Origin of the sequence: Ideonella lacteola (genome assembly GCF_038066555.1) — a bacterium.
In the GTDB taxonomy this organism is placed as follows: Bacteria; Pseudomonadota; Gammaproteobacteria; order Burkholderiales; family Burkholderiaceae_C; genus Ideonella; species Ideonella lacteola.
The window spans coordinates 116231-138942 of record NZ_JBBUTG010000007.1 but is presented as its reverse complement, the minus strand read 5'-3'; the positions used below and the strand labels follow the sequence as shown (position 1 = coordinate 138942).

Below are 22712 nucleotides of genomic sequence, written 5' to 3'. Positions count from 1 at the left end.
TTACTCGACCACGAACAGCGGCTGGCCGAACTCGACCGCCTGACCGTTCTGGACAAGCACCTGGGTGACCGTGCCGGCCTTGTCGGCCTCGATCTCGTTCATGATCTTCATGGCTTCGATGATGCAGACGGCGTCGCCTTCCTTGACGACGGTGCCCACTTCGGCCATCGGCTTGCCGCCCGGCGTGGACGACACATAGAACGTGCCCACCATCGGCGACTTGATGACGTGACCCGTCGGCGCTGCCGCGACGGCGGGCTCGGGGTTGCTGGCCGCGGCCGCCAAGGGCGCGGCGGCGGCCAAGGCCGGGGCCGCCGCGACCGGCATGGGCGCCGGCGCTGCCATGACGGCTCCTCCGGACTTGACAATCCTTACCTTGCCGTCGGCCTCGGTGATTTCCAACTCGGCGATGTTCGAGTCGGAGACCAGGTCGATGAGGGTCTTGAGCTTGCGAAGGTCCATGGGGGATCAGTCTCCAGCAGAGGTTGCAGCGCGGGCGCGCCATGAGGGCAGGCTCGGCCGGGGGCTGGCCCCCGATTCCAGAGGGCATTCGGCGATCAGGCGCTCTATGGCGTCGATCGTCGTCGAACAACCTCGGATCTTGCCCTGAAACTGCAGGGCACCCAACGCAGGTTGATTCGGCACTCGAAGGTCAAGAACAGGCATTCCTGGCTTGCTGCGCGGCTCGGTAAAGCCACTGGCCGTTTTTCAAAGACGCGAACTTTACGCCTTTTGGCCTCACTTAAAGGCAGCTAGGGGCAAAATAAAGTGGCGTCAACCTATTGACAGCCGCCAGGGCCGGTGGCATCGCATTGTTACTGGCTGAAACGGCTTCGCGGCCCTGAATCAGGACGTTCCGGCCCATTGGGCCAGCTGGTCCATGGTCGTGGGCCCGATGTGCTGGCGTACCGGCAGGCCCTCGGCGTCGAATTGGACGGTGAAGGGGAGCCCGCCACCCGCGTTGCCCAGCTTTTGCACCCAGCCCAGACCCTCGTTGCCTGCCAGCACGATCGGGAAGCCCACCGGCGTCCGTTGAAGAAAGGTCTGCACCGCCGCCGGCTGATCGATGGCCACGCCCAGCACCTGCCAACCCCGCCCCCCGAATTCGCGGGCAAAGCGATCGAGCTCCGGCATCTCCTTGACGCACGGTGGGCACCAGGTCGCCCAGAAGTTGACCATCACAGGCCTGCCGCGCAGCGAGCGCAGCGGCAGCAAGGCGCCGCTGGGCGTGGGCAATTCCTGCGACCAGAAATCGTCCGCCGGGGCGGGCGAGCCGGTGCCTTCGCGCCAGAGACGCCAGCCAGCGCCCGCGCCCAGCGCGGCCACACCGGCCACACCGAACAGCCAACGACGGCGCGTGGTCGTGGTCATGCGCCGTCCCGTTCTGCCGCGTCGGCAGCCATCCGCTGGCGCAGGGCCGCCGCATCGCCGCGCCAAGTTTGCCCGCGCGGATCCGCCTTCAAGGCGCCGCGCAGGTCGTCATGGTCATGAACAATAAAGTGAATACTCACAGTTTCTCCCAGCTCTGGGCAGCGGGCCTCGACGGACAGCACCGTCTCCTCGTCATGGCCTGGCTCGCTGCGGCTGTCGAAGTCGATGCCCAAGTTCAGGAAGCCGATCTCGGCGGACTTGGGATCGTCGCAGTACAAGTCGATCAGCACGGCCGAGAGCCGCGTGGCGGTGCCGCGCCATACCGCCCCACCAAGATGCGGGCGGAATTCGGCCAGCCGCTCCATCCAGCGCAGGGCCAGGGCACGCAAGGCCGCCAGCTCGGCGGGCTGGGTGTCCGCATGGAACAGATCGATGTGCTCACGAATGGCGTCTTCCAGTTGTTCGTTGGAAGGCAGTTCCGCGCCGCGACCGGCCTGGGGACCGATGTCGCGCAGCGCTCGGCGCTTGGCGCCGGTGTAATCCATGCCTTCTTCGACCACCAAGCGGGCGGCACGGGCGCAGATCTCAGCGGTCAATTCTTCGGTGGGGCTCATGGCGCGGTGGCGTTCAGGGCAGCTCGACGTCGCCCATCCGGGCAGCGATGGTGCCAGCTCGGTTGTTCACATAGGCCGATCCGGGGTTTTTCTCGAACCGTTTCGGGGCCGGCAGCATCACGGCCAGCCGCGCCGCGGGGTAGCTGGTCAACTGCGCAGCGTCCACCCGAAAGTAGTGGCGCGCCGCGGCCTGGGCGCCAAAGATACCCTCGCCCCATTCGACACTGTTGAGATAGATCTCGAGAATGCGGCGCTTGTCCAGCAGCGTCTCGAGCATGTAGGCGATCACGATCTCCTGGGCTTTCCGGGCGGCGGTTCGCTCGCCTGACAGGAACAGGTTCTTGGACAACTGCTGGGTGATGGTGGAGCCGCCCACCACCTTGGGTACCGCGCGCGGCGCGGGCTTGGTGACCGGCTTGCCGGATTGGGCGCGTTGGGCCTCGCGCTTTTCGAGTTGCGCGTTGATGCGCTCGGCGCGCGCCTCGGCCTTTTCATTCTTTTCCATCGCCGCACGGATCGCCTCCCACTCGACCCCCCCGTGCTCGATGAACCCGGCGTCTTCGCTGGCAATCACCGCGCGTTTGAGGTGGTTCGAGATCCGGGCATCGTCCACCCAGGTCTGGCTCCACAGCACTTCGTGTTTCTCGACAGCCAGCCGCCAGATTTCGCTGCGCTGGAAGGCCGTGGATTCTGGCCCGATGACCGACATCAGCGCGATGCGGGCGGCGAAGTAGAGCTGCAGTGCGACCACGCACAGCACCAGCACGCCGAGCAGCCGACCGAGAGCGCGAAGGGTGGCCATCAACGCAGGGGCCGGTCTGAAGGGCCAGAGGACAAAGCCCCCTGCCGCAACTGTGCCCGCAGCATGTCCAGCACCGGGGCCGTGGCCGGGCGGATGCCGCGCCAGAGTTCGAAGGCCGCCGCCGCCTGCTCCACGAGCATGCCCAGGCCGTCGCGTGCCCGTGCGCCGTGCGCCTGGGCCCAAGTCAGGAAGCCATCGGCGGCAGGCCCGTACATCAGGTCGACCACCAGCGTGCCGGCGCGCAAGGTGCGGCTCGACACGGGCGGAGCGCCCCCGCCGAGGCTGCTGGCACTCGCATTGAGCACCAGATCAAAACCGGTTCCGGCGTCGCTGAGGCCGGTGGCTTCCAGAGCCACCCCCAGCGCGTCGGCCAGTGCATGATGACGTTCGCACAGCGCGACGGCCTTGCTGGCGGTGCGGTTGGCCACCACCACCCGTGCCGGCCGGGCGTGCAGCAGGGGCCCCAGCACCCCGGCCGAGGCGCCGCCGGCGCCGATCATCAGCACCTGTTGGCCGGCGATCGAATGGCCGGCGTTTTGCTCGATGTCGGTGATGAGGCCAATGCCGTCGGTGTTGTCGGCCCACCAGCCGTCGGCATCGAAGCGGATGACGTTGGCCGCCTCGGCGAGCGTCGCGCGTTCGCTTCGGCCGGCGCACAGCCGGAAGGCATCAAACTTGAACGGCACCGTCACGTTGCAGCCGCGCCCGCCTGCTGCGGCGAAGTGGCGCACTGTGGCCTCGAAGCCGTCCATGGGCGCCAGCACCCTCTCGTAGACCAGGTGCTGCCCCGTCGCGGCGGCAAAGGCCGCGTGGATCGTGGGCGACCGGCTGTGGGCGACCGGGTTGCCGATCACCGCGTAACGGTCTGCGGGGGTGTCACGGTCTTGCATGGGCGTGGGGCCACCAGGCCGTTCGCGGTGAGGGCCGCTCAGCGAGGCGTGGCGGTGCTGAGCGTGGTTTCCAGGCCCTCGTTGCGGGTGAAGCGGAAACGCGAGGTGACGACGATCTGATCGGCCTGGCGTTTCATCTCAGGGGTGAACGGGCCAAAGGGGCCCGCCGCGTGAACGATCGCGACCGCCCGCCGATTCAATTCGGCCGACTTGGCCGCGCGCACGACCTCGGCCTCGATCACCTGTCCGCGTGAGTCGATCGTCAGGTTCATCGTCAGCTCACCGTAGAGCTTCTGGCCCTTGTATTCAGGGAAGTTGCGCGTGCCGCGTTCTTCGATCTTGCGGCGCAGGCTGTCGTAGTAGAGCGCGTAGACCTCTTCGCGGGTGGCCGGGCTGATGTAGCGCTTCTTGGGCCGCGCGTTTTCTTCGTTGATGCGCTTTTCGATCTCGGCCAGCATCCGCAGCAACTGGCGACGACGCTCTTCGCGTTCCGCTTCTTCCTTGCTTTGCACCAGGCGAGAGGGGTCGGGCGGTGGCAGCAAGGCGATTTCGCGGCGGATCTGCGCCAGCAACTGCTGCTGCTCGGCTTGCATCTGCTCGATCTGCTTTTGCGCGTCGTTCTCGGCATCGCCGGCCACCGTGATGGCCGACGGGGGCAGCGGCGATGTGGCCCGGCCCTGCTCGGCCTCGCCTCCGCCCGCGAGGCTGGCTTGGGCGATGGCCTGCGCCTTGGTGGGCGTTTCATTGCTGCGCGCATTGACCAGCACCACCTCGAGCGGGGTGTCCTCGAACACCCGGTTGAACGACTCTGGCGCCACGAACCGCACGGCCAGCAGTGCGCCGTGAACGCCCACCGAAAACAGCAGCGCCCACTGCAGTGTGGTCAGCGGCAGCGCCTTGAGGGAGTCGAGCCAGCGCATGGTCAGGCGGCCGCGGGCACGGGGCCGGGCGTGTCGTCGTTGCTGTCGGCGCCATCGGCCAAATCGATGGCCAGCGTCAACGCGCCACCGGCGGCCTGTTCGGCATCGTCGTCGCCCTCGGCTTCCTCGCTCGCCGCGGCTTCGTCGGCCCCGTCGTCCAGGCGGGCCATCAGGCTCGCGTGCAGATCGAGTGTGAGCAGGTCCACCCCGGTGACTCGCACTCGCACATGGGTGCCGCGGGGCATTCCTTCGGTTCCGAGTGCGCGGAAGACCAGGGGCAGGGCATCGCAGCGGACGAGTCCGTCCTTCATCACCGACGCCTCCAGCTCGGACAGAGACTGCTGTTCGACATGGCGCAGCGTCCAGTACCGCTCGATGGCATTCTGGAAACCGTTGTAGGCCGCGTAAGCGCCGTCAAAGCTCGAGATGATCGAGAAGAGCGTGGCGTCTTTCGGCTTGAAAGGGGCCGCCAGCGCCGCGGTGCGACCGTGGCGCGCACAGGCGATGATCTGCCATTGGTTGACCAGGTCGACATAGCGCCGCAGGGGCGAAGTGGCCCACGTGTACTGCGCCACGCCCATGCCCGCATGCGGTGCCGGCTTCACACCCATGCGCACCTTCACGCCCGGCGCCAGGCTGGCCTGGCTGCGGTAGATGCCGGGGACGCCGAGCTCGGCCAGCCACCCGCCCCACCGGCTGTTGGCGAGGATCATCGCCTCGGACACGATCAAGTCGAGCGGCGCGCCGCGGCGGCGTTCGGTGATGCGCACCGTCTCGCTGCCATCCGGCTCGCGACCGTCGTTGCCTTCGAGCCTGAAGTTGTAGTCAGGCCGATTGAAGTTTTCGGGCTTGCCGCGCACCACTTCGCGGGCCGCCTTGAGCGATTGGGCCAGTCGGTAGCAGAAGGCCAGCTCGGTCGCGAAGGGGTAGTCGGCCGGGGCTTCGCCACGCAGTGAGGCTTCGGTGACGAAAGCGTCCAGCTGGTCGTGCCGCAGGTTGGCGGCGATGGGCACGCGCTCGAGCCGGGTTTCGCTGGATTTCACCTCCAACGAGGCCTCATCGATCGTGACGTACAGGCTCACCGCGGGGCAGTCGCGACCCTCGATCAGCGTGTAGGCCTGCACCACGGCGTCGGGCAGCATCGTGATCTTGAAGCCCGGCATGTAGACGGTCGACAGACGGTCGCGCGCGACTTTGTCCAGCGTCGATTCGGGCGTGATGGCCAGGGCGGGCGCCGCGATGTGGATGCCGAAGGTGATGGTGCCGCTGCCCAGGCCCTGGACCGAAAGCGCGTCGTCGATCTCGGTGGTTTGCGAGTCGTCGATCGAAAACGCACGCACATCGGCGAGGGGCAATTCTTCTCGGATCGCCGGCGCTTCGAGTGACGGAAAACCGTAGCCCTTGGGGAAGGTGTCGAAGAGAAAGCGCCGCCAGTGGAACTGGTAGGGGCTGCTGATTGCGCCTGCGGCCGTGAGCAGATCGAGAGGTGCACGTTGGCTGCGTCGTGCGGCTTCGACGACCGCCTTGTACTCCGGCGCATTCTTGTCGGGCCGGAAGAGGATCTTGTAGAGCTGCTCTTTGACCGGTGCCGGGCATTGGCCCGCCACCAACTCGGCGGCCCAGGCCTCGATCTGCGCGGCGATCTGCTTCTTGCGCTCGATTCCCAGCAAGGCGGCCTTGACGATGTCTTCAGGCGCCTTCTTGAACACCCCCTTGCCCGCACGCCGGAAGTAGTGCGGGGCTTCGAACAGCCGGAACAGGGCGGCTGCCTGCAGCTCGGGCCCGGCCTTGGCGTCGAAATAGTCTCGCGCCAGTTCGGCGAACCCAAACTCACCCTCTGGGGCGAATTCCCAGGCGAGGTCGAGGTCGATCTCGGCAGCGCGCGCCTGGGCCGCCGCCATCAGCTCAGCTGGCTGCGGTTTCTCGAAGCGCAGCAGCACGTTGGCGGCTTTGACCTTGACGCGCTTGCCCGAATCCAGCTCGACCTGCATCGAGCTGTCGGCCTCGGACATCACGCGGCCGGCGAGGAACTTGCCGGCGTCATCGAACAGGGCATACATACGGCGGCGATTGTCGCCGAGCGCGGGGTGCTTCCCGTGTCAATCAGTTGCAGTGCACTTGCCCAAGGCGAGGAGACCCCGCTGCCATCTGGCGGGGCGCACGGATTCAGTGGGCGTTCGCCGCCCACCCCGTTCACCAGCGCGGGCGCCGCGGCCCCCTATACCGTCATGCCGCCAGAGACTTCGAGCACTGCCCCGTTCACATAGCTGGCTTCATCACTGGCCAGGAAGGCGTAGACGCTGGCGATCTCTTCGGGCCGGCCCAGGCGCTTGAGCGGCACCTGGTCGCGCATGTGGTCCAGCACCTTGTCGGGGATGGTGGCGAGGATCGGCGTTTCGATGAAGCCCGGTGCGACGGCGTTGACCCGAACACCCTTGGGGCCGAGTTCCCGGCTCCAGGTCTTGGTGAAGCCGATGACGCCGAACTTCGCCGCGGCGTAGTTGGTCTGCCCGAAGTTGCCGTAGATGCCCACGACCGACGAGGCGTTGAGGATCACCCCCGCACCCTGCGCCACCATCGTGTCGGCCACAGCCTGCGCACAATGGAAGACGCCGCGCAGGTTCACGTCGATGACCTGGTCGAACTGCGCCTCGGTCATTTTCTGCAGGCGGGCGTCACGGGTGATGCCGGCGTTGTTCACCAGCACGTCGATGCGGCCGTGCCGGGCCTTTACCGCCGCGACCATGGCGTCGACCTGTGACCGATCCGTCACATCCACGACGTGGGCCTCGGCGTGCCCGCCGGCCTGCTCGCACTGCGCGACCGCGGCGTCGAGCGCTTGGCGGTTCACGTCGCATACGACCACGGTCGCCTGTTCTTGGGCGAACTTGATGGCGGTGGCCAGACCGATGCCTTGGGCGGCCCCGGTGATGATGCAGATCTTTCCGTTCAATCTCATGGCAACAGGCTCAGAAAGCGCAGGACAAAGGGAAGCTGTTGGTCGAACTCGCTGAGCGCGTGGTCGCTGCCTTCGAGCAGCAGCTGGTGCGCGCCTGCGTAGTGGGCAGTCATCTCATGCCAGTCGAGCAACTCGTCGCCCTTGGCGATGACCGCGGCATAGCGGTCGGGGCGGGTCAGTGCGGCGGGCGCCAGGTCGCGCAGTTCGTCGACATACTCCGGGCGGAAGTAGAAGTGCTCTTCCGGCTTCTGCCAGGTCGTCTGTTCGCCGATGTGGCGCGCCAAGTCTCGGGCCGGATCGATGGCGGGGTTCAAGACCACCGCTCGGCAGCCAGTGCGCTCGGCCACCACGCTGGCGTAGAACCCGCCCAGCGAGCTGCCGATGACGGCCATCGACGCGGTCGGCCAATTGGCCAGGCCTTCAAACACCAGCCGCATCGCATCGCGCGGGGCAGGCGGCAACGGTGGGCACCAGACATGCACTTCGGGGTGGTGTTCCGCCAGCCAGCGCCCGACCATCTGTGCCTTGGTCGACAGAGGCGACGATCGAAACCCGTGCAGATAGAGCAAGTGCGTGGGCGCGCTCACCATCGCGTACCGCTCAGCCCCGGGCGGCGAGCGCGCTGAGCAGCTTGGTGTGGATGCCCCCGAAGCCGCCGTTGCTCATGCACAGCACATGGTCGCCCGGCCGCGCTGCCTTCACGACCGCGGCCACCAGGCTGTCGATCGTGTCGCTCACCTGGGCTTGCGGCCCCATCGGTGCCAGTGCCTCGCGGGCATCCCACCCCAGTTGGCCCTGGTGGCAGAAGCTCAGGTCGGCCTCTTCCAGTGCCCACGGCAACTGGGCTTTCATCGTGCCCAGTTTCATCGTGTTGGAGCGAGGCTCGAACACCGCCAGAATGCGCTCGGCCCCCACCTTGCGCCGCAGCCCGTTGACGGTGGTCCGGATGGCGGTCGGGTGGTGGGCAAAGTCGTCGTACACCCGAACGCCACCGGCCTCGCCGCGCAGCTCCAGCCGGCGTTTGACGCTCACGAAATGGGCCAGCGCGGCGGCCGCTTGGTCGGGTGCCACCCCCACATGCTCGGCCGCGGCGATGGCGGCCAGCGCATTGAGCTGGTTGTGTTCGCCCAGCAGCGGCCACTCGACCCGCGCCACCTTCATCGCGCCGCGCAGCAGATCGAAGGCCTGCGGCTCGCCGCGGGCGCGCCAGGCGCCGGGCTCTTCCTTGCGTGCACCGAAGCGCTGCACTTCGCTCCAGCAACCGCGCTCGAGCACCCGTTGCAGGGCCTCATCGCGGCCGTTGACCACCAGGCGGCCGGTGGCCGGCACGGTGCGCACGAGGTGGTGGAACTGCGTCTCGATGGCCGCCAGGTCGGCAAAGATGTCGGCGTGGTCGTACTCGAGATTGTTCAGGATCGCCGTGCGCGGCCGGTAGTGGACAAACTTGCTGCGCTTGTCGAAGAAGGCCGTGTCGTACTCGTCCGCCTCGATGACAAACGGCGTCAATGCCCCCGCTGTCACCTGCCCCAGCCGGGCGGAAACGCCGAAGTTCATCGGCACGCCGCCGACCAGGAAGCCGGGTTCCAGGCCCGCCTGATCGAGGATCCACGCCAGCATGGCGGTGGTGGTGGTCTTGCCGTGCGTGCCGGCCACGGCCAGCACATGGCGACCTTGCAGCACATGCTCGGCGAGCCATTGCGGGCCGCTGGTGTAGGCGGCGCCGGCATCGAGCACGGCTTCCATCAGCGGGTTGCCGCGTGTCACCACGTTGCCGACGACGAAAACGTCGGGGTTGAGGGCGATCTGGTCTGCGCCGTAGCCTTCGATCAGCTCGATGCCCAGGGCCCGCAGCTGGTCGCTCATCGGCGGGTAGACATTGGCGTCGCAGCCGGTCACACGGTGCCCGGCCTCGCGCGCGAGCGCCGCCAGGCCGCCCATGAAGGTGCCACAGATGCCCAGGATGTGGATATGCATGGAAGCAGAGGTCTGCGAGCGCCGGCCGCGGTGTCGGCGGCGCACGGTGAAAACGGGATCAGGCGGCGCGCAGGGCCTCGCGGGCGGCCTGCACGGTGGCCGCGATGTCTTGCGCCGTGTGGGCGCTGCTGACGAAGCCGGCCTCATACAGCGCGGGTGCCAGGTACACCCCGCGATCCAGCATCGCGTGGAAGAAGCGGTTGAACCGCTCCTTGTCGGTGGCCATCACCTCGTCGTAGTTCTGCGGCAGCCGCGGGCCGAAGAAGAACCCGAACATGCCGCCTTCACAATCTGACGCGAATGGCACACCCGCCTCGTCGGCCGCCTGCTGCAGACCCTGCACCAAGCTGCGGGTCGAAGCCCCCAGCGCTTCGTAGAAGCCCGGTTTGGCGATCTCGCGCAAGGTGGCGAGGCCGCACGCGGTGGCCACGGGGTTGCCGGACAGCGTGCCGGCTTGGTACACCGGGCCGAGCGGGGCCAGGTTCTGCATGATCTTGCGGGTGGTGCCAAAGGCCGCCAGCGGCATGCCGCCGCCAATGACCTTGCCGAACACGCTCAGGTCAGGCTGGAAGCCTGGCAGGGCGCGGGCGTACACGCTTTGCGCGCTGCCCAGCGCCACGCGGAAGCCCGTCATCACCTCATCGAACACCAGCAGGGCGCCGTGCTGATCGCACAGTTCGCGCAGGCGCTTCACGAACGGCACGCTGGCGCGCACGAAGTTCATGTTGCCTGCAATGGGCTCGATCATCACGCAGGCCAGATCGGCGCCGTGCGTGGCGAAGGCGGCTTCAAGCTGCTCGATGTCGTTGTACCGCAGGACCAGCGTGTGTTGCACCACTTCCGGCGGGACGCCGGCGGACGTAGGGTGTCCGAACGTGGCCAGGCCGGAGCCGGCCTTCACGAGCAGGGCATCGGCGTGGCCGTGGTAACAACCCTCGAATTTGATCAACTTTGAACGACCGGTCGCCCCACGGGCCAGGCGGATCGCGCTCATCGCCGCTTCGGTGCCCGAGCTGACCAGCCGCACCTGCTCGATGCTGGGCACATGGCGGATGATCTCTTCGGCCAACTCCACCTCCCGCTCGGTCGGTGCGCCGAAGCTGAAGCCGTCGCGGGCCGCCCGCAATACCGCTTCGAGCACGGCGGGATGGCCGTGGCCCAGGATCATGGGCCCCCAGGAGCCGATGTAGTCGATGTACTGGCGACCCTCGGCATCCCACATGTACGCGCCATCGGCGCGGGCGATGAAGCGGGGCGTGCCACCCACGGCACGGAAAGCCCGCACCGGCGAATTCACGCCGCCGGGAATGCTGGCCTGCGCCCGTTCAAACAATTGGGCGTTGCGGCTGAAATCAGTGGACACGGCGGGAACCTCCGGGGGGCGTGGTGGGCTCGTTGGGGTGCTGGTCGTCGTCGGTCGGCTCGCCAAGTCCGCCTTCCTCCGGCGTTTCGGCGTCTTCGGGCGGCATGGCCCAGAAGAACCGGTCCGGCACCACATTGCCCATGCCCGGGCGGAAGCCTGCGTCCAGGCTTTGATCCAGGAACTGAAGCGACTCGCCAACGGCGGCCTGCAACTCGCCTCCGACCGCGAGCAGCGACGCCAGGGCCGCCGACAAGGTATCGCCCGCGCCCACGAAGCTGACTTCAAACAACTCGAACTTCTCGCCGGTCAGCGCACCTTGGGCTGACGCCAGCACGTTGTCGATGAACTGGCTGGTGGTGCCCTTGCTCGGCAGCATCACGCCGGTCACCAGCACGTAGCGGGCGCCGTGCTCGGCGGCTGCGACGGCCAGCTCACGCGGGGAGGCCGGGCGGTCGGAGTCCCAGTCAGGCAGCAGGAAATCGGTCAGCGTCTTGTGGTTGCCCACCAGCACTTCGGTCGCCGGCAGGATCAGTTCGCGAAACGCGTCGAGATAGCTTTGCGCTTCGTCGTCGGAAAGCCAGCTGAGGCCCGGAAGGTACGACACGAGCGGCGCTTCAGCGTAGTCGGACAGTATTTCGGCAACGGCTGATACGTTTTCAGCCGAGCCGAGAAATCCGACCTTGAAGCCTGCCAGGGTCACGTCTTCCAATACGTACCGGGCCTGTTCGACGATGGCGTCTCCGTCAATCAGGTGCTGATCAAAGATTTCGGCGGTGTCGCGCATCAGGATGCTGGTCACCACCGGCAGGGCGTGCGCGCCCATCGCGGCGATGGTGGCAATGTCGCCGCTCAGTCCGGCTGCACCGCTGGGGTCGCTGGCATTGAAGCTCATCACGCACGCGGGCGCGGCGGCTTCCTGTTCGGGCTCGACGGGCAGGTGGCCCGGAGCGCTTTGGGGTGTGGTGGTCATCGGTCAGGAGCCTGCTCGCCGCGTTATTGCGCCACATGTTGTGCGCACTTGGGACGAGAAGTTCAGAAAAGGGTGAGCTTTGTGGCGTATGTGCCGATAAACCCTTGGCTTTTGCCGAGAGCCCGTGGCTACAATCAAAAGCGATTGTAGTGATCTGGCAACGACAAAGTGAGTGAATACCGAACCTGGATGTGCCTCATCTGCGGATGGATTTACGACGAGGCCGCTGGGGACGCCGAGCATGGCATTGCTGCGGGAACCCGTTGGGAAGATGTTCCAATGAATTGGACATGCCCAGAATGCGGTGCACGCAAGGAAGATTTCGAAATGGTTCAGATCTGACACTCGCCGTCATCGCAGCCTTGAATTTCCCGCCGCCTTTTTCGGGGCGTACACAACAATCTTCGTTTGGGGGCGAATGGTGACCGATAAATCGACGGAACACCCCGCTTCGGCGACCAGGGTTCTGGTCATCGACGACAGCAACACGATCCGCCGCAGCGCGGAGATCTTCCTGCGCCAAGGAGGGTACGAGGTCGTGTTGGCCGAAGACGGCTTCGACGCGCTCGCCAAGGTCAATGACCATGAGCCGACGTTGATCTTCTGCGACATCCTGATGCCACGCTTGGATGGCTACCAGACCTGCGCGATCATCAAGCGCAACCCCAGATTTGCCAACGTGCCGGTTGTCATGTTGTCATCCAAGGATGGCGTGTTCGACAAGGCGCGGGGGCGCATGGTGGGTTCGGATGACTACCTCACCAAACCCTTCACCAAGGAACAACTCTTGCGCGTGGTCGCGCATTTTCGCTCGGTTTCCGCCTGACGCGGGCTGGGCATTGCACCACCCGGGCGCGATGATCCCGGGGCTCGACGGAGTTCACCACCATGCCAATCCAGAATATTCTCCTCGTTGACGACTCCAAGACCGAGCTGCACCTGCTGTCCGACATCCTGACGCAGAAGGGCTACACGGTGCGCACGGCCGAGAACGGCGAAGAAGCCATGCGTCGCCTGGCCGAGGCCAAACCCGACTTGATCCTGATGGACGTTGTGATGCCAGGCACCAACGGCTTCCAGCTGACCCGCGCCATCACCCGTGATCCGCGCTTCGCGGGTGTGCCGGTGATCATGTGCACCAGCAAGAATCAGGAAACCGACCGTGTCTGGGGGCTGCGTCAGGGCGCTCGCGACTACGTCACCAAGCCGGTCGACGCCAACGACCTGCTCGCCAAGATCCAAGCGCTGGGCTGAGCCCGGCCGACGCCACCACCTACCCATCACAAGATGCCCAGCAAGGACGCTCTCAGGGAACTTCAATTGCGGCTGGCCAACCGGCTCCAGGCCGCCCGTGAACGCCCCCGCGAGGCTGGCTGGCTGGCTGTGGAGTGCGCCCAGCTCGGCCTGTTGCTGCCGCTGGCGCAGGCCGGTGAAATCCACGCCGCGCGTCAAGTGGCGCCGGTTCCGCATGCCAAGCCCTGGATGGTGGGGGTGGCCAACCTGCGCGGGCAGTTGAACGCTGTGGTCGATCTCAGCCAGTTCCTGCACCTGCGCGATATGGCGACCCAGGCGGCGCCCCGTTCGGGGGCCCAGCTGGTGATGCTGAACCCGTCGTTGCGCGTGAATGCCGCGATCCTGGTGGATCGCCTCGCGGGCCTGCGCGACTCCGAACAGCTGGAACGCCTGCCCGCCTCCGATGAACCGCGCCCCGGCTTTGCCGGCCCGTCCTGGCGTGATCCGCAGGGTCGCGTCTGGCAAGAGCTGGACCTGGCAGCCTTGGCGCAAGACCCCCAGTTTCTGGACGTGGCGGCGTGATCGCGCCACGGTGTGCCTGAAAGTCGACGCCGCGTGTCGTTCGCGGTCTGTGAGAGGAAACAATGAGTCAGCATGACCCCCTGAAGAGCTCCGCCGGCACGCTCGCCGATTCGCATGGCGCCGCCCCGTCAGGCGACCATGAAGTTGATTTGCTGCTCAACGAGATCGACCAGCGACTGGCCAAGGGCGGTGGACGGAGCCAGGACGGCGCCGTGACCCGCAGCGGCGAGGCCGGCCCCTCCACTCACGCTCACGCCGACGGCGGGCACGATTCCGACCTGCGCGACCCCGATGGCGCGCACCAGACGGCGCTCGGCGAAGCCCTCGCCGCGGTGGCGCCCGCTGGTGCGGCCGCTGCGGCCGCGGCAGAGGCGGCCTCGGCCGCCGAGGAGCCTTCTGCGCTGCCGATCATCGGCAAGCAATCGCCGGCGCAACAGCAGCGCCTGCTGCTCGGCTTGATCGTCGGAGGTGCCATCGCCTTCGTGGCCACCGGTGGTCTGGCGCTGAATGCGGCGACCAAGCAAGCCGCTCAGCTGGCCGCAACCGGTCAGGCACTGATGCAGTCGCAGCGATTGGCCAAATCCGTGTCTCAGGCGCTGATCGGCAGCCCGGCGGCGTTCCCTGAAATGAAGGAGTCGGGTGAGGTACTGGCCCGCAGCTTGCGCGGCTTGAACACCGGCAATGAGCAGGTGGCGGCCGCCCCGACGGCGGTGCAGGAAACCCTGGCCCCGTTGATGCCGCTGCTCGACCGCGCCGAGAAAAACGGTGCGGTGGTGCTGGCCCAGCAGAAGACGCTGACGCAGGTGGGGCAGGCGCTCCGCCTGATCAACCGACAGTCGTCCGATCTGCTCGAAATCGCGGAGACGGTGAACTCGCTGAAGCTGCAGAGCGGCGCCTCGGCCTCCGAGCTGTCTGCAGTGGGCCAGTTGGTGATGCTGACCCAGCGTATCGGTAAGAGCGCGAACGAATTCCTGACGCTGGAGGGCGTGAGCCCCGAGGCGGTGTTCTTGCTTGGCAAGGACTTGAACTCCTTCCGTGAAATCGCCGATGGGCTGCTCAAGGGCAACCCGGAGCTGCGTTTGCCCGGCACGAAGGACCCGCAAACGAAGGAACGCCTCGAACAGCTGATCAACCAGTACGAGCAGACCCGCACACAGGCCAGCGCGATTCTGGGCAACCTGCAGGGCCTGGTGTCGGCGCGTGAAGCGCAGGCCGCGATCGTGGGTGACTCCGAGCCGCTGCGAAAGGGCCTCGAAGCCGTGCAGGCCGGCCTGGAAAGCCAGAGCGGCCTGAGCGCATTGCACATCACCGTGCTGCTCCTGTCGGGCATCGCGGTGGCGCTGGGGGGCTTGGGCTTGCTGCGCTTGTATGTGCGCAACCAGGCGATGCGGGCCCTGCAGGCCGAAGAGCACGAACGAGAAGCCAAGCGCGTCAACGACGCCAACCAGGCGGCCATTTTGCGGTTGATGAACGAACTGCAGACGGTGGCTGAAGGTGACTTGACGCAGCAAGCGACGGTGACGGAAGACATCACGGGCGCGATCGCCGACTCGGTGAACTACACCGTGGAAGAGCTGCGAAACCTCGTGGCGCAGGTGCAGGGCACGGCGGCGCGGGTGACGCATACGACACAGCAGGTCGAGTCCACCTCGACCGAGCTGCTGGCCGCTTCGACCGAACAGCTGCGCGAGATTCGCGAAACCGGTGAGTCGGTGCTGAAGATGGCGACCCGAATCAACCAGGTGTCCGCACAAGCCCAGCAATCGGCCGAGGTTGCGAAGCAGTCGCTGACGGTGGCGTCGAACGGCCGTCAGGCGGTGCAGGACTCCATCGGTGGCATGAACTCCATCCGCGAACAGATTCAGGAGACCTCCAAGCGGATCAAGCGGCTGGGCGAATCGTCGCAGGAGATCGGCGAAATCACCGAGCTGATTTCAGACATTACCGAGCAGACGAACGTTCTGGCTCTGAACGCCGCCATCCAGGCCGCGTCGGCCGGTGAAGCCGGTCGGGGCTTCTCGGTGGTGGCGGAAGAAGTGCAGCGGCTGGCCGAACGCTCGGCCGACGCGACGCGTCAGATTGCGGCGCTGGTGAAGACCATTCAGACCGACACGCAAGATGCCGTGGCCGCTATGGAACAGTCGACGCAAGGTGTGGTGCAGGGGGCCCGACTCTCTGACGCCGCCGGTACGGCGCTGGTTGACATCGACCGCGTGACGCGGGAACTGTCCTCCCTGATTGAGGCCATTTCGGACGAAGCCCGACGCGAAGCCGAATCGGCCAACCTGGTGGCCGCCAACATCCAGCACATCTTCGCGGTGACGGAACAAGCCGGTGACGGTACCCGCTCGACGGCGCACATGGTTCACGAACTGTCGCGTACTGCCGATGAACTGCGTCAATCGGTGGAACGGTTCAAGATCGCCTGACGTGCTCCCGACCATCACCTCGCTGCGCACTTTGTCCCGCGGGGGAGAAGCTGGCCGCCCTTGGGCGGCCTTGCGGCATTTGACGCCGCCTGCCGAACATCCTTTCAGCGAACGCCATGCCCTCTGATCGCGATCAACACTTGCCTGGCGACCTGAGCGCCCTGGCGTGGGTGCAGGAAGAACTGCGCCGCACGTTGGACCAGGCCCACAAATCGCTGCGCCGGCACTTGCGAGACCTCGAGCAACGCGGCGGCGCCGAAGCCGAGGGCGATGCCCCGCCGACAGCCTTGTTGCAAGCCCGCACCATGCTCCACCAGGGCGTGGGCGCGCTCGAGATGATCGGTCTGCCGGCGGCTGCACGGTTCCTCAATGCCAGCGAACAGTTGGTCAGCCGGTTGGTCGATCGCAGTGTGGTGCTCGACGTGCCGGCCATTGAATCTCTGGAGCATGCCTCGTTTGCGCTGCTCGATTTCCTGCGCCGCGAGCTGGCGGGGCAACCGCTCTCGCCGCTGACGCTGTTTCCACAGTACAAGGCAGTCTTGGCGATCGCCAAGGTCGACCGGATTCACCCGGCCGACCTGTGGGAGGCCGAAGATCGCAGCGAACCGGTGCCGAGCTGGGATTCCGGGTTCGCTCCGCTGGAACCAGACCAGGAAGTCCACGCCGCGATCGAGTCGGCGATGCTCAAGGCGCTGCGCAGCGGCGACAACGCTTCGCTGCATCGCATGAGCGATCTGTTCGCCGGGCTGTCGTCGAACGCTCAGGGTCGCACTGCCACGCTGTGGCAACTGGCGTCCGCGTTCTATGAGGCGCAGGCCGTTGGCGCGCTGAAGTCCGATCTGTACACCAAGCGTCTGGTGTCGCGCCTGCTGGCCCAACTGCGGGCCGTCGAACGTGGTGCCACCGAGGGCCCGGGCCGCCTCTTGCGCGACTTGCGCTTTTTCTGCGCGCAGGCGCGGCCTGTCAACTCGAACGTGGCGCCGCGCCTGGCTCAGGTGCGCAAGTCGATGTCGCTGGGCAGCCGTGAGCCGGTCAACTACGACGTCAGCCCCCTGGGTCGATTCGATCCCGCCATCATCCCGCTGGCCCGCAAGCGAGTCGGCGCGCTGAAGGAGACCTGGTCCGCCCTCGTGTCCGGAGACACGGCTCTCGGCGCTGCGGTGCCTGAGCAGGCGACTCTGGTGGCCGAATCGGTGCGCCAGATCTACCCGCGGGGCGAAGAACTCGCTCAAGCGCTGATCCAGGCGACACAACGCGGCCACACGCCGTCTCCCGCGCTGGCGATGGAAGTGGCCACCGCGCTGCTGTGTGTCGATGCGTCGCTCGACGATGTCGACCTCGACCGGCCGGAAATGCAGCAGCGGGTTCAACGCCTTGCGCAGCGGCTGGTGACTGTCACCGCAGGTGGTGAGCAGCCCCCCGTCGAAGCGTGGATGGAGGCCCTCTACCGGGAAGTCTCGGACCGCCAGACGATGGGCAGCGTCGTCGCCGAGCTGCGCGCATCGCTGGCCGAGATCGAGCAACAACTCGACCGCTTCAGCCGCCAGCCCGACGACAAGGAAGCACTCAAGAGCGTGCCGGGCGAGTTGGCGGCCATGCGCGGTGTGCTCTCGGTGCTGGGCCTGGACCAGGCCTCGCACGCGGTGCAGCGCATGCGCGACGATGTCGATGCCGTCATGCTTTCAGGTGACCGTGCCGACGATATGGCCGGCCGCCTGGCCGACAACGTCGGCGGCCTGTCGTTCATGATCGACATGCTGGGCGTGCAGCCGCAACTGGCCAAGAGCCTGTTCCGCTTCGACCCGGAGACGGGCCGTTTCGCGGCCGTCATGGGCCAGGCTCGCGTCGACCAGCAGGCCGGCCCGGTGGCCGAAGCAGGCCTCATCGAGCAAGCCCAGTCGGTCGTCGAGTCGGCAAGTGCTCCGGCGGTGTCCGACGACGACCTGTCGCGCACGCTCGACACCTTGTCGAACCAGGCCGTGGCCGCCGACGCCCCACAACTTGCTGTGCGCGCCGCGCAAGCGCGCGACGCCTTGGCGAGCGCCTCCAACGAAGCCGAGCGCGACGCCGCCCGCGCCGACATCGCCCAGACCATGGGCGAGTTCGTGGCCAAGCAGGACCTGCCGCCGCCGCCCGAGTCGCCGCGCAGCCGCCCGATGCCGTTGGACGAAGAGCCCGACGACATGCGCGAAATCTTCTTCGAAGAGGCGCGCGAAGTGGTCGAGGGAGGCCAGGCCGCATTGGCCCAACTGACCGAGCAGCCTCAGGATCTCGAAGCCATCACGGTGCTGCGCCGGGCGTTCCACACGCTCAAGGGCAGTTCCCGGATGGTGGGCCTGAAAGACTACGGCGAAGCCGCGTGGGCCTGCGAACAGCTGTTCAATGCACGTTTGGCCGAAGCCGTCGTCGAAGCCGATGCGGCGTTGCGCGACTTCAGTACCCGTGCGCTGACCACGCTGTCTCAGTGGGTCGACGTGCTGTCCAGCCGCCAGGGGCAAATCCCTGACGGGCGCGCCCTCGCCAAAGAGGCCGAGGCCCTGCGCCTGCGCCAGGATGTGGCGCCGCCTGCGCTCGAATCCGCCGCGGTCGCTGCACCGATGCCTGCGCCGTCTCCGGCGCCGGCGGTGGCCGCCCCCGCCGAACCCGCGCTCGAACTGCCGGCCCTGGAAGCCGAAGAGCTCGACGCGCCGATGGCCTCGCCGTTCATCACGGCCGACAGCTCGCCGAAGCTGCCCGATCTTCCGTCGTTGGACCTGCCGGACCTGCCCGCGCTGCCGCAGGGCATCGAAGGCGACTTGCTGCTGCCCGACCTCGAAGCGCCCGCGCCGGTGTTTGCGCCCACCCCGGCTCCCGCTCCCGCGCCGACGCCCGTCGAGCACGAGCACAGCACCTTGCGTTTGCCGCCCGAGATGGCGCCCGCTCCAGCGCCCCGCCCGGCCCCACCCCGAGTGGCAGCGCCCGCTCCCGGTGCCGAGTGGGCCTCGACCGCCGAAATGCCCTTGGGCGATCTGCTGGGCGACGCGCTCACCGAGCCCGCCCCGGTGGACGAAGCAAGTGGCGAATCGGTGGACCTGGAACTCGACTTCGAGCTGCCGTTGGACGAGCCGGCTGTACCGGCGATGGAATCGGCCGAGACCATCGAAGTGCCCGAGGTGGTCGAGCCGGCGCCCGCTCTCCCCGAGCTGGAGGAGCCCGTCCTCTCATTGCCGGATGTCGACCTTTCTGTGCCGGAGGCTGTCGAGCCCCTGGCGGTCGAGGCGGTCGAGGCGGCCGCCGAGGACGACTCCGAGCGCTACAAGGTCGTTGGGCCGCTGCGGATCCAGATTGCGCTGTTCAACATCTTCCTCAACGAGGCGGATGAGCAATCACGCCGCTTGGGCGTCGAAATCGCTGAATGGCAACTGGAGCTCGATCGCCCTGTCAGCGAGGCCGCGATTGCCCTCGCGCACTCGCTGGCAGGCAACTCGGCCGCCGTGGGCTACAGCGACTTGTCTAACCTGGCTCGCCGACTGGAACACGGCCTGGAACGTTCTGCATCGCGCGGCAGTGGCCACGCGGAAGAGGCGCAGCTGTTTGCCGATGTGGGCGAAGAGATCCGCCGTTTACTGCATCAGTTCGCAGCGGGGTTCCTGAAACCGGTGGCGCCCGAGCTGCTGGCGCGCTTGGATGCGCACGAAGCCCGCGAAGCGCAAGAAGCGCTGGCGGCCGGCCGTTCGAGTCTGGCGCCGCTCGACGGCCCGATGTCGGCGGTGATGAATTTCCACGAGCCTGAACCCGAGCCCGCGCCGTCCGAACCGGCGCCGCTCGAGGTGCCGACACTCACGCGCTTCGAGCCGCCGGTGCTTGAGCCTGTTTCCGCCCCGATGTCGGTGGAGCCGCCGCCTGCACCGGCGCTGGCGACCGAAGACGACGAGGACGAAGACGAAGCCGGTCCCGTCACGATGCAGGCCCCGCTGGGTGCGGTGCGCTTCACATCGCTGAGCGACGAGCTGTCCCCGGCGGAATCCGACGAGCCCGTGCTGCCGGCTTCGGCTCACGATGGTCGCTGGAACGACTTCACTGAAGACCTGGATACCGAAGACGCGATCGACGACGATCTGATCGCCATCTTCATCGACGAAGGCCGCGAATTGCTGCCGGCGTTGGCCCAGGCCGTGCGCGACTGGGAAGACAACCCGGCCGATTCCGAGGGCGCCACCGCCGCGATGCGCGTGCTGCACACCCTCAAGGGCAGTGCACGCCTGGCTGGCGCCATGCGGCTGGGTGAAATCGCGCACCGCCTGGAAACGGCCATTGGCCAAGTGACGGTGCGTGGCAACGCCGATGCCGGCGTGCTGGCGCATCTGCACACCGGCGTCGATGCGTTGGACGAAGAGTTCCAGCGCGTTGTCAGTGGGGGCGCGGTTCCGGACAAGAAACCTGCCGCGCCAGCGCCTGCACCAGCGATGTCGCCGGTGTCGCCGGTGTCGACCACGCCGGTGGCTCCAGCGGCGCCTGTTGTGCCGACGGCCGTGCCGCTGCCGACGGTGGACGTGACCGCCGTGCCGGCCCGCGCAGTCGAGCCCGCGGCGAAGCCGGCGCCTGCCCCCGCGCCGAGCAGTGCCGTTCCCGTCACCGCCACGTCGATCGACTGGAGCCGGTTCGCTCGGCACGAGACGGCGGCGGCGGCGGCGCAGTCTGCCGGCGAGATCGGCGGCGGCGTCGTGCGCGTCCGTGCGCCTCTGTTGGAACGTTTGGTCAGCCACGCCGGCGAGGTGGGTATCACTCGCGCGCGGATCGAATCCGACATGGGGCAGCTGCAAGGCGCCCTGAAGGAACTGACCGACAACTTGGATCGTTTGCGCCGCCAACTGCGCGACCTGGAGATCCAGGCCGAAACCCAAATGGCGTCGCGGATCGAGGCTGCGCGCCAGTCGCAGCAGGGCTTCGATCCGCTCGAAATGGACCGTTTCACCCGCGTGCAGGAATTGACCCGCATGCTGGCCGAGTCGGTGAGCGACGTGGGCACGGTGCAGCGCGGCATCCAACAGACGCTGCAGAGCACCGAAGACCAGTTGGCGTTCCAGGCGCGACTCACGCGCGATTTGCAAGACGATCTGCTGCGTGCTCGTATGGTGGAGTTCGACACGCTGTCGGATCGCCTCTACCGCGTCGTTCGGCAGGCGGCGAAGGAGTCGGCCAAGCAGGTGCGGCTGAACCTCGTCGGCGGTGCGATCGAACTCGATCGCAGCGTGCTGGACCGCATGGCGCCCGCCTTCGAACACCTGCTGCGCAATGCGGTCGCCCACGGCATCGAAACCCCGGCGGTGCGCGAGGCCACTGGCAAGGATCCGCACGGCAACATCGAAGTGTCGCTGCACCAGGCCGGCAATGAAGTTCGCATCGAGGTGCGCGACGACGGCGCGGGCCTCAACCTGTCGCGCATCGCAGACCGCGCCCGCCGCCTCGGCCTGTTGGCCGCTGATGCCAAGCCGACCGAAGGCGAATTGGCCGGCCTGATCTTCACGCCGGGCTTCTCGACGGCGGATCAGGTCACCGAGCTGGCCGGCCGCGGCATCGGCATGGATGTGGTGCGCGCCGAGGTCACCTCGCTGGGCGGCCGGATCGAGACCGCCAGCGCGACCGGGCGCGGTACGGCCTTCCAGTTGGTGCTGCCGTTGACCACCGCCGTCACGCAGGTTGTGGCGCTGGCGTGCGGCGAGTTGCATGTCGCCGTGCCCGCAACGCTGGTCGAAACCGTGCGCCGCGTGCCGGTGGCCGAGGTGGAGGCGGCCTACGAAAGTGGCTTCCTGCGCCATGGCGACCAGGAATTGCCTTTCTTCTGGCTGGGCAGCCTGTTGCAGCATGGCCTGCGCGGCGCCACCGAAGGCAAGACCACCAGCGTGGTGATCGCCCGAAGCGCGTCGCAACGCGTGGCGCTGCACATCAGCCAGGTGCTGGGCAACCAGGAAGTCGTGGTCAAGAACCTGGGGCCGCAGCTGGGTCGTTTGCCAGGCTTGGCGGGCATGTCGCTGCTGGCCAACGGCGAGACGGTGCTGATCTACAACCCGGTCGCGCTCGCCACCATCTACGGCGACGACGCGCGCCAGCGGCTGGTGAACTGGATGCGGTCGGAGCCGGCGGCGCCGCTGATCGAGGAACTGATCGAGCCCTCGCTCGAGGAAACCCTGGCGGTGGTCTCGCCGGCGACCGAAGGGGCGATCCCGCGCAACGAGAACCGCGCGCCTCTGGTGATGGTGGTCGACGATTCGCTGACCGTCCGCCGTGTGACCCAGCGTCTGCTGTTGCGCGAAGGCTACCGTGTCGTGCTCGCCCGCGATGGCCTGGATGCGCTGGAGCAGCTGGCCGACGAGCGGCCCGCCGTGATGCTCAGCGACATCGAAATGCCTCGCATGGACGGCTTCGACCTGGTACGCAACGTCCGCAACGACGCCCGGCTCCACGATTTACCCGTGATCATGATCACTTCACGCATTGCGCAGAAGCATCGTGAACACGCGCAGGAACTGGGGGTCGACCATTACCTGGGCAAGCCGTACGATGAGGATGCGTTGCTGGCCCTGGTACGCTCTTACGCGCAACCCGTGGTACCCGCTTGAAAAGGC

The 22712-nt window shown here is 67.1% G+C and carries 18 protein-coding genes; 6 read left to right on the top strand and 12 right to left on the bottom strand.

The features are described 5' to 3' along the window. The 12 genes from accB to thiD all read right to left on the bottom strand — a co-directional run bounded on the left by accB (position 1) and on the right by thiD (position 11863). Positions 1–462, bottom strand: a complete 462-nt coding sequence (gene accB, locus AACH06_RS13985) for an acetyl-CoA carboxylase biotin carboxyl carrier protein (protein ID WP_341426334.1) — start codon at positions 460–462, stop codon at positions 1–3. A 384-nt stretch (positions 463–846) separates the two neighbouring features. Then, positions 847–1371 (bottom strand): TlpA disulfide reductase family protein, encoded by a 525-nt coding sequence (locus AACH06_RS13980; RefSeq protein ID WP_341426333.1) that lies wholly within the window; start codon positions 1369–1371, stop codon positions 847–849. Next, positions 1368–1985 carry a hypothetical protein gene (locus AACH06_RS13975; RefSeq protein WP_341426332.1) on the bottom strand — a complete coding sequence of 206 codons (618 nt, stop codon included), beginning with the start codon at positions 1983–1985 and terminating at the stop codon, positions 1368–1370. The genes AACH06_RS13980 and AACH06_RS13975 overlap by 4 nt, the downstream gene beginning before the upstream one ends. 13 nt (positions 1986–1998) lie before the next feature. Then, on the bottom strand, positions 1999–2787 hold the full coding sequence (locus AACH06_RS13970) for a transglycosylase domain-containing protein (protein ID WP_341426331.1): 789 nt from the start codon (positions 2785–2787) through the stop codon (positions 1999–2001). Beyond that, positions 2787–3677 (bottom strand): shikimate dehydrogenase, encoded by an 891-nt coding sequence (gene aroE / locus AACH06_RS13965; RefSeq protein ID WP_341426330.1) that lies wholly within the window; start codon positions 3675–3677, stop codon positions 2787–2789. Before aroE ends, AACH06_RS13970 begins: the two co-directional genes overlap by 1 nt. Before the next feature lie 38 nt (positions 3678–3715). Next, a complete protein-coding gene (locus tag AACH06_RS13960) occupies positions 3716–4597 on the bottom strand; it encodes an energy transducer TonB family protein (protein WP_341426329.1) in 882 nt (293 codons plus the stop codon). Between the two features lie 2 nt (positions 4598–4599). Beyond that, entirely contained in the window at positions 4600–6657 is a 2058-nt protein-coding gene (locus AACH06_RS13955; protein WP_341426327.1) for a ribonuclease catalytic domain-containing protein, read from the bottom strand. 158 nt (positions 6658–6815) lie between these two features. Beyond that, the gene (gene fabG, locus AACH06_RS13950) at positions 6816–7556 is read right to left on the bottom strand and encodes a 3-oxoacyl-ACP reductase FabG (protein WP_341426326.1); all 741 of its coding nucleotides are present in this window, start codon (positions 7554–7556) and stop codon (positions 6816–6818) included. Beyond that, a complete protein-coding gene (locus AACH06_RS13945; protein WP_341426325.1) occupies positions 7553–8146 on the bottom strand; it encodes a YqiA/YcfP family alpha/beta fold hydrolase in 594 nt (197 codons plus the stop codon). The genes fabG and AACH06_RS13945 overlap by 4 nt, the downstream gene beginning before the upstream one ends. A 10-nt stretch (positions 8147–8156) precedes the next feature. Further along, entirely contained in the window at positions 8157–9530 is a 1374-nt protein-coding gene (gene mpl / locus AACH06_RS13940) for a UDP-N-acetylmuramate:L-alanyl-gamma-D-glutamyl-meso-diaminopimelate ligase (protein ID WP_341426324.1), read from the bottom strand. Positions 9531–9588: 58 nt separating this feature from the next. Continuing rightward, positions 9589–10893 carry a glutamate-1-semialdehyde 2,1-aminomutase gene (gene hemL, locus AACH06_RS13935; RefSeq protein ID WP_341426323.1) on the bottom strand — a complete coding sequence of 435 codons (1305 nt, stop codon included), beginning with the start codon at positions 10891–10893 and terminating at the stop codon, positions 9589–9591. Next, positions 10883–11863 (bottom strand): bifunctional hydroxymethylpyrimidine kinase/phosphomethylpyrimidine kinase, encoded by a 981-nt coding sequence (gene thiD, locus AACH06_RS13930; RefSeq protein WP_423222029.1) that lies wholly within the window; start codon positions 11861–11863, stop codon positions 10883–10885. The genes hemL and thiD overlap by 11 nt, the downstream gene beginning before the upstream one ends. A gap of 189 nt (positions 11864–12052) precedes the next feature. On the opposite strand from thiD, the gene AACH06_RS13925 reads away from it, so the two are divergent. The 6 genes from AACH06_RS13925 (at position 12053) to AACH06_RS13900 (ending at position 22706) form a co-directional block, all read left to right on the top strand. Then, entirely contained in the window at positions 12053–12205 is a 153-nt protein-coding gene (locus AACH06_RS13925; RefSeq protein ID WP_341426413.1) for a rubredoxin, read from the top strand. A 79-nt stretch (positions 12206–12284) separates the two neighbouring features. Continuing rightward, the gene (locus AACH06_RS13920; RefSeq protein WP_341426322.1) at positions 12285–12689 is read left to right on the top strand and encodes a response regulator; all 405 of its coding nucleotides are present in this window, start codon (positions 12285–12287) and stop codon (positions 12687–12689) included. A gap of 62 nt (positions 12690–12751) precedes the next feature. Further along, the gene (locus tag AACH06_RS13915) at positions 12752–13117 is read left to right on the top strand and encodes a response regulator (protein ID WP_341426321.1); all 366 of its coding nucleotides are present in this window, start codon (positions 12752–12754) and stop codon (positions 13115–13117) included. Between the two features lie 33 nt (positions 13118–13150). After that, entirely contained in the window at positions 13151–13678 is a 528-nt protein-coding gene (locus AACH06_RS13910; protein WP_341426320.1) for a chemotaxis protein CheW, read from the top strand. A gap of 62 nt (positions 13679–13740) precedes the next feature. After that, a complete protein-coding gene (locus tag AACH06_RS13905) occupies positions 13741–16107 on the top strand; it encodes a methyl-accepting chemotaxis protein (RefSeq protein ID WP_341426319.1) in 2367 nt (788 codons plus the stop codon). Between the two features lie 116 nt (positions 16108–16223). Then, positions 16224–22706 (top strand): hybrid sensor histidine kinase/response regulator, encoded by a 6483-nt coding sequence (locus tag AACH06_RS13900; RefSeq protein ID WP_341426318.1) that lies wholly within the window; start codon positions 16224–16226, stop codon positions 22704–22706. Positions 22707–22712 lie beyond the last annotated feature (6 nt).

What these genes read in the sequence shown, in the direction of transcription:
- accB (WP_341426334.1), bottom strand. Translation starts at nt 462, where the DNA reads ATGGACCTTCGCAAGCTCAAGACCCTCATCGACCTGGTCTCCGACTCG.
- AACH06_RS13980 (WP_341426333.1), bottom strand. Translation starts at nt 1,371, where the DNA reads ATGACCACGACCACGCGCCGTCGTTGGCTGTTCGGTGTGGCCGGTGTG.
- AACH06_RS13975 (WP_341426332.1), bottom strand. Translation starts at nt 1,985, where the DNA reads ATGAGCCCCACCGAAGAATTGACCGCTGAGATCTGCGCCCGTGCCGCC.
- AACH06_RS13970 (WP_341426331.1), bottom strand. Translation starts at nt 2,787, where the DNA reads ATGGCCACCCTTCGCGCTCTCGGTCGGCTGCTCGGCGTGCTGGTGCTG.
- aroE (WP_341426330.1), bottom strand. Translation starts at nt 3,677, where the DNA reads ATGCAAGACCGTGACACCCCCGCAGACCGTTACGCGGTGATCGGCAAC.
- AACH06_RS13960 (WP_341426329.1), bottom strand. Translation starts at nt 4,597, where the DNA reads ATGCGCTGGCTCGACTCCCTCAAGGCGCTGCCGCTGACCACACTGCAG.
- AACH06_RS13955 (WP_341426327.1), bottom strand. Translation starts at nt 6,657, where the DNA reads ATGTATGCCCTGTTCGATGACGCCGGCAAGTTCCTCGCCGGCCGCGTG.
- fabG (WP_341426326.1), bottom strand. Translation starts at nt 7,556, where the DNA reads ATGAGATTGAACGGAAAGATCTGCATCATCACCGGGGCCGCCCAAGGC.
- AACH06_RS13945 (WP_341426325.1), bottom strand. Translation starts at nt 8,146, where the DNA reads ATGGTGAGCGCGCCCACGCACTTGCTCTATCTGCACGGGTTTCGATCG.
- mpl (WP_341426324.1), bottom strand. Translation starts at nt 9,530, where the DNA reads ATGCATATCCACATCCTGGGCATCTGTGGCACCTTCATGGGCGGCCTG.
- thiD (WP_423222029.1), bottom strand. Translation starts at nt 11,863, where the DNA reads ATGACCACCACACCCCAAAGCGCTCCGGGCCACCTGCCCGTCGAGCCC.
- AACH06_RS13925 (WP_341426413.1), top strand. Translation starts at nt 12,053, where the DNA reads ATGTGCCTCATCTGCGGATGGATTTACGACGAGGCCGCTGGGGACGCC.
- AACH06_RS13915 (WP_341426321.1), top strand. Translation starts at nt 12,752, where the DNA reads ATGCCAATCCAGAATATTCTCCTCGTTGACGACTCCAAGACCGAGCTG.
- AACH06_RS13910 (WP_341426320.1), top strand. Translation starts at nt 13,151, where the DNA reads ATGCCCAGCAAGGACGCTCTCAGGGAACTTCAATTGCGGCTGGCCAAC.
- AACH06_RS13905 (WP_341426319.1), top strand. Translation starts at nt 13,741, where the DNA reads ATGAGTCAGCATGACCCCCTGAAGAGCTCCGCCGGCACGCTCGCCGAT.
- AACH06_RS13900 (WP_341426318.1), top strand. Translation starts at nt 16,224, where the DNA reads ATGCCCTCTGATCGCGATCAACACTTGCCTGGCGACCTGAGCGCCCTG.